This window comes from [Clostridium] ultunense DSM 10521 (genome assembly GCF_000511955.1).
In the GTDB taxonomy this organism is placed as follows: Bacteria; Bacillota; Clostridia; order Tissierellales; family Tepidimicrobiaceae; genus Schnuerera; species Schnuerera ultunensis.
Genome location: NZ_AZSU01000003.1, coordinates 656192 through 674700 on the forward strand (window position 1 = coordinate 656192; position 18509 = coordinate 674700).

At 33.7% G+C, this 18509-nt stretch carries 18 protein-coding genes; 2 read left to right on the plus strand and 16 right to left on the minus strand.

The genetic code is table 11. The annotated features are described in order from the left end of the window. The 15 genes from CUL_RS19155 to CUL_RS0110485 all read right to left on the minus strand — a co-directional run. A partial coding sequence (locus CUL_RS19155; RefSeq protein ID WP_330216556.1) for a nucleoside recognition domain-containing protein occupies positions 1-478 on the minus strand: 478 nt, incomplete at its 3' end. 117 nt (positions 479-595) lie between these two features. Further along, positions 596-1378 carry an REP-associated tyrosine transposase gene (locus CUL_RS18050; protein ID WP_157752646.1) on the minus strand — a complete coding sequence of 261 codons (783 nt, stop codon included), beginning with the start codon at positions 1376-1378 and terminating at the stop codon, positions 596-598. A gap of 488 nt (positions 1379-1866) precedes the next feature. Then, entirely contained in the window at positions 1867-2808 is a 942-nt protein-coding gene (locus CUL_RS0110425) for an AEC family transporter (RefSeq protein ID WP_025641567.1), read from the minus strand. Between the two features lie 70 nt (positions 2809-2878). Then, entirely contained in the window at positions 2879-3373 is a 495-nt protein-coding gene (locus CUL_RS0110430; RefSeq protein WP_025641569.1) for a LeuD/DmdB family oxidoreductase small subunit, read from the minus strand. 14 nt (positions 3374-3387) lie between these two features. Further along, on the minus strand, positions 3388-4632 hold the full coding sequence (locus tag CUL_RS17225; protein WP_035143062.1) for a 3-isopropylmalate dehydratase large subunit: 1245 nt from the start codon (positions 4630-4632) through the stop codon (positions 3388-3390). Positions 4633-4718: 86 nt separating this feature from the next. Then, a complete protein-coding gene (locus CUL_RS0110440; RefSeq protein ID WP_025641571.1) occupies positions 4719-6020 on the minus strand; it encodes a 2-hydroxycarboxylate transporter family protein in 1302 nt (433 codons plus the stop codon). 27 nt (positions 6021-6047) lie between these two features. Further along, positions 6048-7220 carry an NAD(P)-dependent malic enzyme gene (locus CUL_RS0110445; protein WP_025641573.1) on the minus strand — a complete coding sequence of 391 codons (1173 nt, stop codon included), beginning with the start codon at positions 7218-7220 and terminating at the stop codon, positions 6048-6050. A gap of 132 nt (positions 7221-7352) precedes the next feature. Next, complete coding sequence (citG, locus tag CUL_RS0110450) at positions 7353-8225, minus strand: triphosphoribosyl-dephospho-CoA synthase CitG (RefSeq protein WP_025641575.1); 873 nt, start codon at positions 8223-8225, stop codon at positions 7353-7355. Beyond that, positions 8212-8721: a citrate lyase holo-[acyl-carrier protein] synthase gene (citX, locus tag CUL_RS0110455; protein ID WP_025641577.1), complete on the minus strand. Its 510-nt coding sequence runs from the start codon at positions 8719-8721 to the stop codon at positions 8212-8214. The genes citG and citX overlap by 14 nt, the downstream gene beginning before the upstream one ends. Continuing rightward, positions 8718-9752, minus strand: coding sequence for a [citrate (pro-3S)-lyase] ligase (citC, locus tag CUL_RS0110460; RefSeq protein WP_025641579.1), 1035 nt, complete (start codon positions 9750-9752; stop codon positions 8718-8720). Before citC ends, citX begins: the two co-directional genes overlap by 4 nt. A 4-nt stretch (positions 9753-9756) precedes the next feature. Beyond that, positions 9757-11301, minus strand: coding sequence for a citrate lyase subunit alpha (citF, locus tag CUL_RS0110465; protein ID WP_025641581.1), 1545 nt, complete (start codon positions 11299-11301; stop codon positions 9757-9759). 12 nt (positions 11302-11313) lie between these two features. Further along, positions 11314-12186, minus strand: a complete 873-nt coding sequence (locus CUL_RS0110470) for an HpcH/HpaI aldolase/citrate lyase family protein (RefSeq protein ID WP_025641582.1) — start codon at positions 12184-12186, stop codon at positions 11314-11316. Positions 12187-12201: 15 nt separating this feature from the next. Then, entirely contained in the window at positions 12202-12465 is a 264-nt protein-coding gene (gene citD / locus CUL_RS0110475; RefSeq protein WP_025641583.1) for a citrate lyase acyl carrier protein, read from the minus strand. A 253-nt stretch (positions 12466-12718) separates the two neighbouring features. After that, positions 12719-13393 (minus strand): response regulator, encoded by a 675-nt coding sequence (locus tag CUL_RS0110480; protein ID WP_025641584.1) that lies wholly within the window; start codon positions 13391-13393, stop codon positions 12719-12721. After that, positions 13371-14990, minus strand: a complete 1620-nt coding sequence (locus CUL_RS0110485) for an ATP-binding protein (protein WP_025641585.1) — start codon at positions 14988-14990, stop codon at positions 13371-13373. Before CUL_RS0110485 ends, CUL_RS0110480 begins: the two co-directional genes overlap by 23 nt. Positions 14991-15195: 205 nt before the next feature. Between CUL_RS0110485 and CUL_RS0110490 the strand changes: the two genes are divergently transcribed. After that, positions 15196-16317, plus strand: a complete 1122-nt coding sequence (locus tag CUL_RS0110490) for a chromate transporter (RefSeq protein WP_025641586.1) — start codon at positions 15196-15198, stop codon at positions 16315-16317. 318 nt (positions 16318-16635) lie between these two features. Here the strand turns inward: CUL_RS0110490 and CUL_RS0110495 are convergent, their stop codons facing one another. Then, positions 16636-17385, minus strand: coding sequence for a response regulator transcription factor (locus tag CUL_RS0110495; RefSeq protein WP_025641588.1), 750 nt, complete (start codon positions 17383-17385; stop codon positions 16636-16638). 421 nt (positions 17386-17806) lie between these two features. Between CUL_RS0110495 and CUL_RS19160 the strand changes: the two genes are divergently transcribed. After that, a partial coding sequence (locus tag CUL_RS19160; protein ID WP_035143065.1) for a 3-methyl-2-oxobutanoate hydroxymethyltransferase occupies positions 17807-18509 on the plus strand: 703 nt, incomplete at its 3' end.

An 18509-nucleotide genomic window follows, 5' to 3' on the forward strand; every position in this document is an offset into this window, starting at 1 on the left:
AACTGCCGATTATTGCACCAATATTACCGATAATTGCTGCTAAGATAAAATTTTCTCCGCTAGGGCTAGTTAGCCCCATCATAAAAATAGTAACGATTAGTCCCATACCAAAGGAGGTACCAATATTAGTTAGTGCTGGTAATTGATATTTTTTGAAATATCTACGAAATCTTCTGTCTTCAGCTAAAGTCAATACTGCTGGATTATCTGATAAATAGGTTGTAAATATACTTATTACACTTGCCCCAGGAAGACCGTAGAGAGGCTTCATCAAAGGAGATAATAATTTATTCGCTAGTGAAATAACCCCAAATTCCGTTAAAATACTAGCTACTGCTCCTGCTATTACTGCTATGGCCATTATTTTAAATACTGTGTTCATGAGTAAATCATAGGCTGTATTTAGTAGAGTGTTTATCGCATTTATTAGCCCCATTTTACTTCCTAAAATGGTAAAGAATCCAATTATTATTGCCAAGCATACAAATCCTTCTAAACCTACAGCTTTTTTTAATTTTGTATCTGCCCTAGCTTCAACACCATACGGAGGGTTTTTGAAGGTGATGCAAAAGGGACGGGGGTTTTTGCATCAATTTTATCTCATTTTATACTTTTTTTGAATACTATTTACTATACCTCTAGTTGTTCCTGTCATTTCAGCTATTCTTCTATGGGGTAGGTGACTTTTATTTAACATCTCAACTATAATTTCTTCTAATATATACCTTTTATTGACTAATTCCTCTATCTTGTTAACCTTATGTTTTTCACAGTAATATAATATGATCTTACGTGCCTTTTCTTCCCTTTCCCTTTCTAAATCCTCCTTTAATTCTAGAAACTCCTCTGTTTCATCTATTAGATGAAACTTTCTATATTCTTTTATTGATCCTGAAAATATGCCCATTATCATCTGTTTTGATTCAGAATCAACCAATCTATCCTGTTTGTTGATGTAACTATTATAACTACTCCATTTATATTCTTCAGCCTTAGATACCATATTGGCTTTTACTGGATTATTATGTATATACCGCATTGCCTGTATAAGATGCCCCTCGTTATTGATAACCTCGCTTTTGAATCTATTTTGGAATACATGTCCTACCCTTTCATATTTATTGTTATATCTTAGTGCAAATCTAATATTTATCCTTTTAATTGCCTCTGACATGCTTTCTATATCTGACTTAACCAAAAGATGAACATGGTTATCCATTATACAATAAGCTGCTATTGCTATATTTCCTTCCTCCACCTGTAAATTGAGCTGTTCCAAAAAATAATATTTCTCTGAAGCATTGTTAAATATCATATTTTTATTATTGCCCCTCATCATTACATGATAATATCCAGTATGGCTTTCTTCTCTAGCCACTCGAACCATAATATCACCTCAAAAGTTCAATAATAGAATATACACTACATATATAATTCTACATAAAATTAATTTATCCTTGTCTAATTTATAAAAAAAGCGTCTATCGAAGCATTAAGGTAGCTTTTCTTGAAACTCATTGACGGAAAGTTCAATAAAGGAATATATTCACTTTGGGTTCCTCGTTTCATTGTACAGCAACTAGAAGAAGATAATATGTTTGACGGACTTGACCCATCTATTCCACTACAACCTGATTGCCAAGTTTGTAACGGTACTATGACTCAAAATCTTATACTGGTATTCTTGGTGTTCACTACGAATATAAAAAATAATCTAATTTTGTTAGGTTTTTTGTTGTGCCATAATTTCCCGTGGGCGCTTTTTTGTTTTTGTTGGAAAAGTAGCACTTTCCTAACAAAATAACTCTTCCAACTCCTGTGAGAGGAAGAGTAGATTAAAAAATATTTATATAGCTCTATTATAATTTATATGAATATCTTGTCCATTATTAACATATAAAAAGGGATGGTGAGTAAGCTTAGCAAGGTTGTAATTGATAATGTTGCGGCAACATATTTAGAATCGGTATTATATAATTCGGATACTATTGTGATTTGCATCATAACTGGCATTGCTGATTGTATAATAAACACTTGTGTAGCTAATACTGGTAGGTTGAAAAATCTGGTAATAATATACATGATAGATGGTGAAATAATAAATCTCATAAATACTACTGCAAAAACGGATTTGTCTAATTTATATTTACTAAGGTCCATGTCATATATTATTTTGCCTACAACCATAGAAGCCAATGGTGTTACTAAACCACTAAAATATTTTGTTGACTTTAATACTATGGAAGGTGGCTTAAAGTTAAAGTAAAGTAATATTCCAGATACAATAACAGTAATCAATGGAATATTAAATATATTCTTCAGCTTTTGTAAAATATTACCAACTTTATTATTGCCATCTTTGGCTATCATAGGACTTAATACACTCCAAAACATAACGGTATTTGCTACATAATAGAATATAATATAAGGTATGCTTATTTCCCCAAATAAACTTAAACATATGGGTAATCCAAAAAACATGCTATTTGATACAGATGACATAGAAACAAAACTCCCGGATTTTATAGGCTCTATTTTCATAATCTTTGATATGATTTTAGATATTATAATAAGAATTGCCATAGATAATAGTGCTATGCCTACAAATTTAAATGATGAAATTAACATTTCATTAGAAAAGTTTTCAAAAAAATTGGTTATAGTTAAAGCAGGTATTCCTACTTTAACAGTTACTTTGCTTAAAAAACTCTTTACATCATCATTAATCCATCCAATTCTAGACATAATCCAACCTGCAAAAATAAGTATTATTAATATAAAAGTACTTTCTAATGATTTTAGAAACAATTCTGACCTCCTAGATTATATTTTTCCACATACTATGCATTACCATATTTATACTATTAGTATGGTTGAATTACCCCTTTTCCTTAAATAGTTTCTTTATTCCTCCACTTTCTACAATGTTAAGAATATAATCAGATATTTTCTCTCCCTGGATTTTCACATCTGATGTTTTATTAATAACATATCCTTCTTTCACATGTACCTCCAGTATATCCCCTGTTTTTACTTTTTTACTAATATCCCTACAAATCATTAGAGGTAATGCTAGATTAGTTGCATTTCTATAGAAAATCCTAGCAAAGGATTCTGCTAAAACAATGCTGACACCACTAGTTTTAAGAGTAATAGCTGCATGTTCCCTACTAGATCCACATCCAAAGTTTGTACCTGCAACTACTATATCTCCTTCTCTAACTTCCTTTGCAAACTTTTCATCTACTCCTTCCAAACAATGCTTTTTAATATCTTCAGGATCTACTAGCTCTAAATATCTGCCTGGGTAAATCTGATCCGTATCAATGTTGTTTCCATAGACAAAGGCTCTACCTGTAATTATATTTTTCATCCTTTATTCCCTCCCTAAACTATCGGCTCCGTAATATAACCATTTAAAGCTGATGCTGCTACTGTAGCTGGAGACGCCAAGTATATAGATGCCTTACTGCTTCCCATTCTTCCTGGGAAATTTCTATTAGTAGATGTAATACACACTTCATTATCTGCAATAATCCCTGCATGGGTTCCTAGACATGGTCCACAGCCTGGTGTACTAAATGTAACCCCAGCTTTTATTAAATCCCTCATATATCCTTTTTCAATAATGGATAGCTGTACTTCATCTGATGCTGGAATAATAACAAATCTTACATTAGGATGAATCTTTTTCCCTTTCAAAATCTTCCATGCTGCTTCAATATCCTCAAACCGACCTCCAGTACAAGAACCAATGAACGCTTGATGAATCTTAGTTCCTATACCATCTTTTATACTTATATTATTGTCTACACTATGAGGTGCAGCCAGCTGTGGTTCAAGTCCATCAATATTGAAAATTAAATGCTCCGAATACTCATAGTCATTATCCGTTTCATATATAGTATAATCCTTGCTTGTTCTAGAGTTTACATAATTAATCACCCCTTCATTGGGTTTCATATAGGCAGTTTTTGCACCCATTTCAACTGCCATATTACAAATGGTCATCCTTTCAGAAACACCTAACTCTTCCACATAATTCCCACTAAACTCAATGGCCTTATATACAGCTCCATCAGCCTTTACCTTACCTAATATATACAAGATTACGTCCTTTGCAAAAGCATTTTTCGAAGGTGTGCCATTTATCTCTATATTTATAAGCTCTGGAACTCTAAACCAAAGCTTTCCACTTATTAGTACAGTTGCCATATCCGTAGCTCCAATACCAGTCCCAAACGCTCCAAAGGCACCATGGGTTGTCGTATGGGAATCTGTAGCTACTATTATCATTCCCGGATAAATCAACCCTGCCTCTGGCAACACCTGATGGCATATTCCCTTATTTATATCAAAGTGGTGAGTTAATCCCTGTTCCTTTGCGAATTCCCTCATTTCCTTATGAATTTGGGCCGTATTTATAGTGGGAGCAGGAGCATAATGGTCGAATACGAAAGCGACCTTGTCCTTGTCAAATACCTTTTGGCCTTCCATTTCCCAAAAAGAATATACGGTTTGTAGGTATAGATCATTTATTTCTGCAAAGTCAATATTGCAGGTAACTATTTGTCCTGCTTCTACCCTATCTAAACCAGCTTTATTGGCTAGTATTTTTTCAATGGCATGCACATATATCACAACCTTTCATAGTTAATAAGTAATAGCAAATCCTTTGATATTAATATCAAAGGATTTGCAACTGTTATATTTAAACACTATCCACCAAAAATACTTAATAGGGCAGTGGCTACAATGAGCATGAATGCACCACCTAACCTGGATGAGATTTGGGCAAATGGCATTAATAACATTCTGTTTGATGCTGATAATACTGCAACGTCACCAGTACCTCCCATGTTAGCCATACATAGCCCTCCAGTTATTGCTGCTTCTACTGGATAGAAACCAAGTAGTTTGCCTACAAATCCTGCGCCAAGTATTGCCCCTAGTACTGTAACAGTTACTAGTATTAAGTATGTTAATGAGAATGCACTTGCTACCTCAGCCAAATCTGTGTAAGCGACTCCGATGCCCACTAATAAGGTTGGGGTAAGGTTGACCATAATAAACCTAAACCATTGAAAAGCTCCAGTTTCATATTTTTCAGGCATTATACCAAATGCTTTCACTACTGCTACTGTTATTATCATAAGGGCATAGGAATGAATTGGTATAAATTTTGCTAGAATCCTTCCCCATGCAAAGAAGGTTGTGGATAGTAATAATCCCATTCCTAAAAATTTATACTTTACTGCTATTTTACTCTCTTTTTCTCTATCTGGCTCTTCTTGGCCTACTAGAAGTTTACCTTCCCCTGATATATTAGGCTTACCCTTTCCTATTCTATCAAGTAGACCTGCCGCAACTATTGATAGAGCATTTCCTAGGGCAAGAGCTGGTACCATCTTTGATAATATTGTCGTCGGGTCAACATTGAGGCCATCTCCAAATATTTGAGATAGTGGAACAGCACCTGCTCCCATTCCGCCACCCATGATTGGAAGCCCAACATAGAATAATGCTTCTTTAGCTCCATATCCCATTATTGCGCCTACTGCACTAACTAGTCCGAAGGATACAATAACTCCACCTAAGATTACTGGCAAATATCTAACCGCTGCCTTAATTAATAACTTTCTATCCATTCCTAAAATACTGCCTGTTATTAATGCTGCAATATAAAAGTCTAAAAAGCCTTCACCCTTCATAAAATTAGTCATAATAGTCCCTGCTGATTCTGGCATAAGATTAAAAGTCATCAGTGCAGCTGAGCCGAAAATAATAATGATAGGTCCCCCACCTAAATAGTCCTTTACTATTGGTAGCCTGTTGCCTAATTCATTGAATATTGCTCCAATTACCATCATCAATGGAAAAGCTCCTATCATACCTGCAGGTAGCACTTCCATATAGGTGGCCACTAGAACAATAGCTGTAATGAGAAGAAACATTTGGATGGATATACCCATAATCTTATATCCGCCCTTGTCCTGTAAGTTAACAGTATTTTCTCCCATTATAAAACCTCCTTTATTTTAATTTTATTAAATCCTGGCCACGCCAGATTCTCTAGCTGCTTTCTCCACTGCCTTAGCCACTTCATAGGCAATATTTTTATCTAGTGCACTTGGTATTATATAATCTTCATTTAATTCTGCTTCCTTCACCATATTAGCAATAGCATATGCTGCTGCAATATTCATTTCATCATTTATATCTTTTGCTCTTGCATCTAAGGCTCCTCTAAAGATTCCAGGAAATGCTACTACATTGTTTATTTGATTGGCAAAATCCGATCTACCCGAACCTACTACCCTTGCCCCTGCTTTTTTGGCTTCATCTGGGAATATTTCTGGTATTGGGTTTGCCATAGCAAATACGATAGCATCTTTATTCATAGATTTAATCATGTCAGCATCTACAAGCTCTCCTACTGAAACACCTATAAAGACATCTGCCCCTACCATAGCATCTCTTAAAGTTCCTTTTCTATTTTCCTTATTGATTAACTGTGCAATCTCTTCCTTTAGCCAATTGTTTTCAGGATTTCCTTTATACACTATTCCCTTACTATCGCATAAAATCATGTCTTTAACTCCCAAGGTTAGTAATATCTTCACTACAGCAGTTCCTGCTGCACCTGCACCGTTAATAACTACTCGAACCTCTTCAAATTTCTTACCCACTATCTTTAATGCATTGATTAATCCAGCTGCTACTACAACAGCCGTACCATGTTGATCGTCATGAAATACTGGTATGTCTAATTCTTCCTTTAGTTTTCTTTCAATTTCAACGCATTTTGGAGCCGATATATCTTCTAAGTTTATGCCTCCAAAGCTAGGTGAAATCCTCTTAACCGTTTCAACTATTTGGTCTACATCGTTAGTAGCTAGGCAAATAGGAAAAGCATCAACATTTGCAAATTCTTTAAAGAGTATTGATTTACCCTCCATAACAGGCATTGCTGCTTCAGGCCCAATATCGCCCAATCCCAATACTGCAGATCCATCCGTTACAACTGCTACTAAATTACCTTTGGCTGTGTATTTGTAAACGTTTTCTTTGTTCTTATGGATTTGACGGCAAGGTTCTGCCACACCAGGTGTATATGCAGTACTTAAATCATCTTTTGTTTCAACTTTTACCTTAGATACAACCTCAATCTTTCCCTGATTATCTTGGTGTAACTTTAAACTAAGCTCTGGATAATTCATATAACCCCCCATTTCTCTTAATATATTTTTGTTAATTTAATTATATATGGATATTTTTTTGAAATATATATTGTGTTAATATCCTAATAATTAAAAAATTTTAAAATAATTTGTCAACAATTTGACTATAAATTAATAAAAATCCTCCTCCAATTTTTTTATCATTGCTGTTACAGCTAAAATATCTGCACAACCCCCAGGGCTGATGTTCTTGTTGATAAACTCCAATTCCATATCTTTAATATACTTTCTTCCTTTTTCTGTATACATGCCTCCGTAATTCATGAATTTATTAGCACATTTCCTTATAATCTTAAGTCCTTCCATTCCACATCTATTGATTACTGTGGTATCTTCAACTACCGCCATTAATCCTATCAAAGTATGACTTAAGGCTTGATTTATAGATAATCCCGATGATAAGGCTTCTTCATATAGGGGAAGACCTACATTCATGACGCTGGGTAATCCATTTTCTACCTCTCCTCTAACCCCAGTAATTCCGTATTCTAAGTAGATCCTTTCACCATTGGTCTTTGCCTGGTCCTTAGATAAGTTTAATAATTCCCTTTCAACAATACCCTTACAAATATATTTACATTCTTCAGAGATATTGTATCTATTTACAGCTTTTCCAAGCCTTATGCAACTTCCCGCTGCTGCTGAAACCACTCCTCCTAGAAATAGAAAGCCTTTCTGGGTATTAACTCCCTTTGTGGCTGCAAACATTTCCTTTTCAGCCTTAATTCCTACTCTACGAAGTTTAGAAAGTAGATCATCATCTTCTTGAATTCCTAATTCAGCACAAATAGCCATTGTAGGCAGTATAGCTACGCTACTCTTTAAAAAGGTGAAAAAATTCATATCCTTATGGGCTCCATTTGAAAAAGGGGAGACCAGCCCTGGAGATGGGCTTGTACATATATCGTATAACATGCCTAAATTTGCTGCCTGGCTAATTTTTATAGCCAGTAAACTAACATTAGAAATATTATCCTTGCCCATTTTTCCTCCTTAATTCTTCTTCTAAAATTCTATCAATTACTGCAAGTAGTTCAGATAAGCTATGTTTTTTTAGTTTACTGCATATCCATGGATTATCATTACAGATAATACATTTTCTCGGCTTTAGTCCTAATTCATTTCTACTTAGGGGAAGTCCCTCTAATGAATATACATCGATATCATATAACCTTCCTATCCTATTCTCCTCTTCTATTTTTGCTGCCCTCTTTTTAGCAGTTAAATGATCCATATTTACTACTAGGATTAGACTTTGGCCGTCATGACCTTCTAATAAATTTGAAAATATAATGGACTCTTTAAACTTCCAATATAACTTATCTGAAAGGATTTTAAAAATCATATCTGCAGTAGATGTGTTTTTATTTGCTCCAGGATAATTTACTTTCCCACAAATTACTGGTAATCTATACTCCCTAATTAATTTCAATATATATTCATATCTTTCTTCTCTGGATTTCAATATACTATCAATCAATGTCTGGATTCACTTCCCTTTATTTTCTCTATTATCTCCTTTGACTGAGATGATAATAAAAATGAGTAGGTAATTTCTGGAACAAGTTTTTTTATTTCTTTCCAATTATCTTCTTTAATATTTTTTCGTACCATGGAAGCACTTACTACTTTCCCATCAATAATAAGCCTATCTACTATCCTTACTTCTATTCCGTACTCTGGAAGTATCTCAGCAAGAACCTGGTTATATCCATTGGTCACGCTACAGTAGGGCTCCGTCCCTAAATATCTCCTTTTTATGTTAAAAGCTTTTGCGATGTGTTTACTAAAAATACCTGCATCTAGCTGTTTATATGCCCTATCCTTATCCTCCTCTTCCTTTATGAAATAGGAAGGAAAAGTGTTAGAACTTATTATATAATCTCCTCCAGGAACAACATGTACATTGCATAAATCTTTAATTCCTTCTTTAACTAGTTTGTACCTAACATCAAATGGAAAGGCAGATTTATCTTCTTGGACTATGAATACTATTACCCTTTCATTTTCTAAAGCTGACCTTTCTATTAGATATCTATGTCCTAAAGTAAAAGGGTTGCAATTCATTACTATAGCTGCTTTCTCTTCATCTCCAAAGGAATTTTCTCTCTTAATGGTTTCTATATATCTGCTTAAATTGTTTGAGCTTGATTCAAGCAATGTTACATCCCTAGTTGAAAACACCTCAAGATAACCCAGTTCTCGAAATATATACTTGTTTTCAGGCTTTGTAAATATGAAAGTATGGAATATACCTTTATCAAACATAATATTTCTTATTTGACTAATTAACTTTCCTGCTATACCTTCTCCCTGTAATTCCTTTTTTACTGCAAAGCTCTTTATCACTTTACCCGCATAGGAGCAAGTTCCTACCATCTTTCCATCCATTTTAGCTACTATTGTTTCCTCCACATCCCTGTCCAAGGAAAGATTAAATTCTGATAAGAATTGCTCAACCTGCAGCCTTTCCTTATCTTCTAAATCTATTTTCTCTATTATCAAGGACATATTCTCACCTTTTTATCTTTCTTACTACATCTATGATGGTTCCATCTCTATATTCTATAGCAGCAACCATTCTTTCATCCCTTTCTATCTCCATAGGCTTTCCAGTAATCCTCTCTGCTATTTCCTTTAATTCTTCTATACTCACAAGCTGTATTTTGGAGTCCTTTAGCCTTTCAATTAAATCCTTTCTTCTTGGATTAACAGCAATTCCTCTTTCCGTTACTAGAACATCTATGGTTTCACCTGGGGTACTTACTGTTGTAACCTTATCAGCTATAAGAGGAAGTCTACCCTTAAACAGCTGAGAAACAACTATAGCCAATTTGGCACCTGCAGCTGTATCGCTATGTCCACCTGAACCTCCCATAATAACTCCATTTGAGCCAGTGGTTACATTTACATTGAAGTCTGTATCAATTTCAGTTGCACCTAATATTACAACATCTAGATTATTTACAACTGCCCCCTTATTATGAGGATTCCCATACATGGATGCTGACATTGGTTGATGATTCTTATTGTTTTTAAGGGATTCAATAGCTCTTAAATCAAAACATTGGACATCTAAAATTGAATCAAATAATCCTTCTTCAAGCATATCCACCATATATCCTGTTATGCCGCCAGACATAAAGCTTCCCTTTATACCTTTTTCTTTCATTATTTCCCTGACGCTAGCTGCTACTGCCAAGGATGTTCCTCCTGCACCTGTTTGGAAAGAAAATCCATCCTTTAACAGCCCTGAAGCTTCTATTAGCTGGGCTGTAGTCTTGGCAATTTTTAAACCTATAGGGTCCTTTGTTATTCTAGTGGTGCCTGATACGATGCCCCTTGGATCTCCTATCTTATCTACGACTACAATATAATCCACATAGTCTTGACTAATTTCAATAGGACAGGCTGGATAGGCTACAAGGTTGTCAGTTATTGCAACAACCTTTTCTGCATAATGGGCATCAGATATGGCATATCCCAATACACCACAAGCAGATTCTCCATAAAGCCCGTTTATATTTCCATAGCTATCACAGCTAGGAGATGCTATAAATGCCACATCTATTTTTATATCTCCACTTTCTATAGCCCTTGACCTTCCCCCATGGGTGTGCATTATTATTGGATTTTCAAGTATCCCTTCTGAAACAGCCTCTGCTACCGGACCAGACATATAGGATGCATATAGCCCAGTTACTACCCCTGATTTCATATGGTCTATTAATGGAGCATGGATAGGAAATAATGAACTAGAAGCTATTTTAATATCCTTTATGCCCATACTAGCTATCTTATCCATTACCATGTTGACTACATAATCTCCATTACGCAAATGATGGTGAAAAGAAATAGTCATTCCATCTTCTAGTCCAGTTTTTTTAATAGCTTCCTCTAAACTATTTAATAGCTTCTTTTTACCAGGCATTAGGCTTTTAGCTCTTACCTGAGTTTTAATTACATCTCCAATATTGTCATAAGCCCCAGTAAAGGCTTTCACTTCCTTATAATAGCCTTTAATAGTATCTGGAATTTCCCTTCCTAAAGAATTCTTCATCAAACTCACCTCCTAAATAACTCCTGCAGCTTTTGCCTTCTTTAGTATTGTTTCAGCCCTATGGATTATAGGTGCATCGACCATTTTGCCCTGATATGAAAATACTCCTTTCCCTTTTCCCTTTGCTTCTTCCATTGCCTTAATCACATTTTGGGCATATTCTATCTCGTCAATCGTTGGTGTAAATACCTGATTTATAATCTCTATTTGCCTAGGATTTATAGCTGCTTTACCTGTCATACCCAAACCCTTTCCACGAATAGTATCTTTTCTTAATCCTTCAAAATCATCTACATCTGCAAAAGGTGTATCTATTGCATCAATTTTATATGTTTTACATATATGGGCTATTCTAGACCTAGCATAAAATATCTCTTGTCCTTCTTTTGTCCTAGTTACTTCAAGGTCAGCAGTCAAATCTTCTGCTCCTAATAGTACAGCTATTGTCCTGTTTGAAGCACTGATAATATCTGAAATGTTTTCAATAGAATAGGCAGTCTCAGCAATAGGAATAAGCTTTATAGTATTTTCTAAAATACCTTCCTTTCTTTCTATTTTTCCAACTAATTTACAAATCTCCTCCATATCTTCTTCGGTTGCCATGGGAATCATAAATGCATCTGGTTTTGCTTTTGTAATCACCTGAATATCTTTGATTCCAAATGGACTTGAAGGAGAGTTAATCCTTACTACAATTTCACAGCTATAAAAATCCACATATTTTAAAGCCTTATATACTAAATCTCTAGCTGCGTCTTTTTCTTCTATGCTGACGGAATCCTCTAAATCTAAGATAATACTATCTGCTCCCAGGACTCCAGCATTTTGTATCATATTGGGATTGTTTCCAGGCATGAAAAGCATAGTTCTTCTCAATCTATCCATCACTATCCTCCTTTTCTAATTAGCTCTATTAATTGCTGTTTCTAATCGTGCCCTTATTGTATAATCAAGGGCCCCACGATCATTTGCAATAATCTTTATATCTTCTATTTCCAAATCTTTTAAAGTCTGTCTCATAACATTTTCGATTTGCTTGCCAAACTGTTTTAACACAATACTATCCAGTTGAATTTCTATACCTTGACCCTGGTTAGGCTGTACCATAATATATATATCACTTGATTCTAATGTTCCTGCCCTAGCAGGCTTATCTATTACCATTCAACCCCTCCTTTCATAACCTTTAATAAATAAAAAACCTTAAGTGATGAAAGTCACCTAAGGCAAATATTAAATCATATTCATCACTTACCACAGCCTATTTATTTTCCCTAGTCGTAAATTAATCTGATTAAGTGATATTATTTAATTAAGTTGTTTATATTTAAAATTATATAACATAGTTTTAGTATTTTGACTTTAGAAAATATTCTAATAATTTAATTAATAAAAAAATTATATAACAACAAAATAATCAATTGACTTTTTTATAAAGGTAATTTGGTCGTCCAACAGAACCATATTCAAGAATACGAACAATAAATCCAATTTTTTCAAGATAATTCATATATCTTCTTACTGTAACAGTTGTAACCTTTAATCCTTCTGCAATCTCATCTGCACTTAAGGGACTGTTTCCATTGGTATCCACAAACGACATAACTCTATTTAATGTCAGTCTATTTAACCCCTTAGGAATTACATTGTCTGTTGAAAGCATTTTACTAATCAATATTTTATCCAATTCCTCTTGTCTAATGGTATTTTTCTTGCTAAGTGTATTATATCTTGATTGATAATTTTCTAATGCAATTTTTAGCCTTTCATATTCAAAGGGTTTAATCAAATAATCAACAACGCCTAATTTCAGAGCTTTATCTATTTTATCAACCTCTGCAGAAGCAGTAACCATTATTACATCACAATTTACCTGGTTTTTTCTTATCTGTTCTAAAATATGTATCCCATCCTCATCTGGTAAATAAATATCTAAGATAACTAAATCAACTTTCTTCTTTTTTAAAAAAGATATTGCTTCCTTATAATCTTTAACAATTCCTACAACCTGAAACCCTTCAACACTTTCCACATAGCCTTTATTTATCTTGGCAACCATGGGATCATCTTCAACTATTAGCACTCTGGACATTCCTTCTCTCCTCCTTAGGTATTATTACCTTAAAAGTAGTGCCTTCCCCAATCGATGAGCTAACTTTTATTACTCCATAGAGCTTTGCTACCTTTTCCTTAACTAAAGCTAGTCCAATTCCTCTGTTTTCAGATTTAGTACTATATCCCCTGTCAAATATCTTTTCTATGTATTCTTCCTCAATACCTAAACCATTATCATTTATAATTATTTCAATTTTATCTTCTAGTTCATCAATAGACAGAGATACTCTTTTATTATCTTTGTTTTCCTTTACAGTAGCTTCAAAAGCATTTTCTATTAAATTTCCTATTATTATTACTAATGCTGTGGCCTTGTCCTTGTCATCAATAGCCTGTATTGGAGAAGTGCTATTTATATGAAAATTTATTCCTAACTCTTTAGCTCGACTGATTTTTCCTAGTACAATACCTGCTAATACTGGATCATTTATTTTTTTCATTACTGAAACCAAAAGCTGTTCACGAGTATCCTTAATATCTAAAATATATCTTTTTATCTCTTCTATATCTCCAACTCTAACCAGTCCTAAAATAACATGGAGCTTATTTAGAAATTCATGGGAATTGGCCCTTAAGGTCTGAACCACTTCATTAAATCCGGTAATTTCCTCAGCTAATCTTGTTAACTCTGTCTTGTCTCTAAAGGATGCAATAACACCAATAGTTTCACCCTTATTAATAATGGGTACTATATTCATAACTATATTGATTCCATATAAATCCTTTTCCTTTTCTTTAAGTGGAATTCCTGTTTCAAGAACTTCCTCTAATCCACTATTGGGAAACATATCAAAAATTTTTTCTCCTATAGGGTTTTCTCCTTCTATACCAAGTATAGATTTGGCTGAATCATTTATCATTGTAATTCTTTTATCTTGATCAATGGATATAATCCCCTCTTGAATTGCCTGCAGCATACCATTTTTCTCAATATATAATCTACTTATTTGATGAGGTTCCAATCCCAAGAGAGTTTTTTTAATATTACTGCTAAAAAATATGGCACCTATTAAACCTAATATAAGACCTCCTGTTGAATATAAAACAATGGTTTTTAAAGCATCTTTTTGTAATGCAATTATCTCTTCAACCAATGTACCAACCATAATAAAGCCTACTTGTTTTCCTTTTGAATTAGATATTGGTGCAAAGGCTCTAAGAGATGGGCCTAATGTACCTACCGCCTCTGAAATATAAGATTCTCCTGTTTCAATAACCTTTTCCTCATCTCCTCCTACAAAGTAACGACCTAATCTATCTACCTTAGGATGGGCGAATCTCTTTCCCTCCATATTAGCTACTACAATCATGTCTATATCCTTTAAAGCCTTCAATTGTTCATATGTATAATCCTGTATAAACCCGCTAGGATCTCCTTGTTCTAATATGTCTCCAAAATAGGGATAGTTAGATATGCTGAGAGCTGTATTCATGTTGTTTACTCTAATCTTTTCTTTTAAATTGTTTACAGTCCAAATTGAAAAAAATATAGAAATGAAAACTACTGATGCTATAATGATAAAACTGGTGAAAAGCATTATTTTGGTTCTAAGACTTAATTTTGATCTTTCCATAAATCCCCTCCTATATTCATATTATACCTTAATCTAGAAATTTTTTCACTTTTGTTCTAATAATCTACTCAACAAATCTACCAAATTTACTTCTCTAGTGTGTAAAACTTCCATTATAATGTTATTTTTGTACTTTATTCTATTATTTAACAACTCTATCCATTCATCATATAATAATTGGGTATCAATATTGGGAGGTGATGTTTTGATTAAAAAAGACTACAAAGACTTAAATAAACATGAGAAAAATCAAAGATTGATAGAGATAGCCAAAGTGTTTTTTAAACTAGGAGTCATGGCCTTTGGAGGGCCTGCTGCTCATATAGCCATGATGGAAGATGAAATCATAGAGAAGAGAAAATGGATTTCTAGGGAAAAATTTATGGATTTAATTGGAACTACAAATCTTATTCCAGGGCCAAACTCTACAGAAATGGCTATACTAATAGGAATTGAAAGAGCAGGCATTCTAGGGCTAGTATTAGCAGGTATTTCCTTTATTTTACCTTCTATGGCGATAACCTTAGTATTTGCATTTATATATGTAAAATATGGTTCTATACCTGAAGTCCATAACATTTTAAATGGAATAAAGCCTGTAATTATTGCAATGATACTTCATGCCCTATATAGATTGAGCAAATCAACGATTAAAAGTAAAGCTCAGATAATTTTAGCAATTTTTATAGGAGTAATATATCTATTTGGTATAGGAGAGATTAGTCTATTATTCATTGCTGGTTTTATTTTTACTATTTTTTCAAATAAGGATAAGATCAGTAACAAGCTTAGAGCAATAGAGCCTATTTCATTGTCTCTATTATTTTTGACCTTTTTCAAAATTGGTGCAGTATTATACGGTAGTGGTTATGTATTATTAGCCTTTTTAGAAACTGAGTTCATAGAAAAACTTCATATCCTTACTATGCCACAACTAATTGATGCAGTTGCAATTGGAGAATTTACACCTGGACCTATTTTTACCACATCCACCTTTATAGGCTATATCTTAAATGGTTTATCTGGCGGATTAATTGCAACTATAGGTGTTTTTTTACCCTCCTTCATTGTAGTATTACTCATAAAGCCTATACTACCCAAATTAAGGAGTTCTCCTTGGGCATCTGGTATGCTAGATGGTATCAATGTTGGCTCTTTAGTATTAATGACAGCTGTAACTATTAAATTAGGTATTTCTTCTTTAACAAATTGGATGACTATCACAATTTTTATAGCATCCTTTTATATACAGAGTAAATTTAAAACTAATTCTGCCCTATTAGTTTTAGGTGGTTTAATAGGATGGTTTGTTGGGATATATATTTAAGATTTACCTGTAGAAAAATCGGGTAAGGACAGACTACTTCGTCTTTCCCTGCTTCTATTACAGATTGAGCAGTGGCTGGGTTTATAGTACAGGCAACATACATACCGGCACTAACTCGACCAATGCAATTTTCATTGCAGCCTGTACAAAGAACTATATCATTGGTACGACATTCAGCCAACTTAGTAGGAATAAATAAATTGTTGTTTAGAAATTGCATAATATAGACTAATCAAGTACGAAGACCGAGAGATTAGAATACCATATTGTTATATAATATGAGAAAATTTAAGGTATAAATCAAGACTAAATAATAGCTTAAGACAGCACTCTAACCAAAAGCTCTTGAAGGCTAGAAACTTGCATTTTTTCATATATATGAGATATATGTTTATATGTTGTAGATTGGGAAATATAAAGAGTCTCACTTATCATAGTTGGAGAAACACCTTGACACAACAAATTCAAAATTTCCATCTCTCTTTCAGTAAGATTAGCAACTTCCCAAGTAATTTGATTTAAACCTCTTAAACTTGTCTGTTCGCAAAAAAATTTTTTATGTAGATTGTTTAGAAGTGGAACTACCAGTGAAAGGATCATTAATTCATCATCTGAGAAATTGACATTTGTTGTCCTGTCCAAAGCAAATACAGTTCTAGGTATACCATTGACATCATATAAGGCAAATCCAAGAGAGTACTTCAGACCACGGGGGCGAATATATTTGGGAACAAATTCAGTAGAAGATTCCTTTTCCCATTCTCTAATAGTAATTGTAGACTTAGTTGCATTTTCACGTAAGGGTTTTTCTAGGCTATATCGGCCATTTTCAGTCTTAGAATAATATTTGAGGTATAAAGTGCTCCATTGTTTATCAATATTCATCAAATATTGATTACATATCTTCCTGTTTCCATCTAAAAAATAAATAAGAGATTGGTCGAAGTGGCATAGTTTAGTAAGATTAGACAGAATAGATACTGAAAAGGATTTTATTTCATTCATATTTCCACAAGAAAGAATAAAGTTATAAATTTCTTTCCAAGGGATATTTAAGCTAGTATTCATACAATTCCCTCCATACTTGTCTCAAATATCTTTAGGGACAATACAAAAATCCCTAATGATGACTATATTATATTAGAGTATTATATAATCGTCAATCTTATGGAATAGCATGACTCCAAAGTGCAGTATTTGTATTAATCTAAAAATGAATATTACAGCAAGAAGTATATCTTAATATATTATCATATTCTGATTATTTTTACAATTATTGAAATTGATAATATATTATAAGCAAATCTGATAATTAAAATAGTAATTTGATTTTGATATACTTTATTTGCAAAGAATAAAAAAATTAGCATGCCTTCATAAATAATAAAGATTTATTTATGTACTAGCAGATATCATCATATCATTTGAGTACGGAGTTTACAATTATTTATGTTGGTAGTAAGCAAACTAAAAAGGGGGAATGGTATCTATGACAACTAAAAATGACAGGAAAAATATTGAAATTACTAAGGAAGATAAAAAAGAAATTCGTGCATCTAAAATGAAAAAAGGAAGGAAATCAATCGCATACCTCCAGCAAATGAAGGATAGTGGTGAAAAGATTGTTCAGATGTGTCCAGTGGATAGAGATAAGTATTTTACAATGGCCGCTGAGATGGCTGGAGTTGATATATGCCGATTGACTGTTCCCGGTGAGAATATTGAGATGCAAATCGCAAATGCACCCTGGTGGATTAGAACAGTGCGTGAAGCTGCAAAGATTATTCACATCAACTTTTATATGCAGACTCCAACATTTTACTCCAAGGAAGCTGCACTAAAGTATGGATCAATATACATGGCTAATGGGGCAGACTCTCTTCTTCCTATGGGTGTAAGTAATGAGACTTTGAAGTATATGGCAGATAACCATTTAGTAGTCTTTGGTCATGTAGGCGCTTTATCTGGCTGGCAAACCAGTAGGCATGGTGGATATAAGCGTTTGGGTCTGACTGCTGAAGATGCTATGAAGGTTTTCCGACAGGCTTATGAATATCAAGAAAATGGTATGATGGGTATGACCATTGAATTAACACCTATCGAAGTTACTAATGCAATTGCAAAGAAATTACGAGTTCCTGTGGTAGCAATTTGTGCAGGTGGAGCTGCAGATGGCTCTGAAATGGTTGACT

Excerpts from the sequence above, each read along its gene's own strand:
- citC (WP_025641579.1), bottom strand. The coding sequence starts at position 9,752 with ATGTCCTTGATAATAGAGAAAATAGATTTAGAAGATAAGGAAAGGCTG.
- CUL_RS0110485 (WP_025641585.1), bottom strand. The coding sequence starts at position 14,990 with ATGGAAAGATCAAAATTAAGTCTTAGAACCAAAATAATGCTTTTCACC.
- CUL_RS0110480 (WP_025641584.1), bottom strand. The coding sequence starts at position 13,393 with ATGTCCAGAGTGCTAATAGTTGAAGATGATCCCATGGTTGCCAAGATA.
- citG (WP_025641575.1), bottom strand. The coding sequence starts at position 8,225 with ATGGGCAAGGATAATATTTCTAATGTTAGTTTACTGGCTATAAAAATT.
- CUL_RS0110445 (WP_025641573.1), bottom strand. The coding sequence starts at position 7,220 with ATGAATTATCCAGAGCTTAGTTTAAAGTTACACCAAGATAATCAGGGA.
- CUL_RS0110440 (WP_025641571.1), bottom strand. The coding sequence starts at position 6,020 with ATGGGAGAAAATACTGTTAACTTACAGGACAAGGGCGGATATAAGATT.
- CUL_RS0110495 (WP_025641588.1), bottom strand. The coding sequence starts at position 17,385 with ATGAATACTAGCTTAAATATCCCTTGGAAAGAAATTTATAACTTTATT.
- CUL_RS0110430 (WP_025641569.1), bottom strand. The coding sequence starts at position 3,373 with ATGAAAAATATAATTACAGGTAGAGCCTTTGTCTATGGAAACAACATT.
- citF (WP_025641581.1), bottom strand. The coding sequence starts at position 11,301 with ATGAAGAATTCTTTAGGAAGGGAAATTCCAGATACTATTAAAGGCTAT.
- CUL_RS0110470 (WP_025641582.1), bottom strand. The coding sequence starts at position 12,186 with ATGGATAGATTGAGAAGAACTATGCTTTTCATGCCTGGAAACAATCCC.
- citD (WP_025641583.1), bottom strand. The coding sequence starts at position 12,465 with ATGGTAATAGATAAGCCTGCTAGGGCAGGAACATTAGAATCAAGTGAT.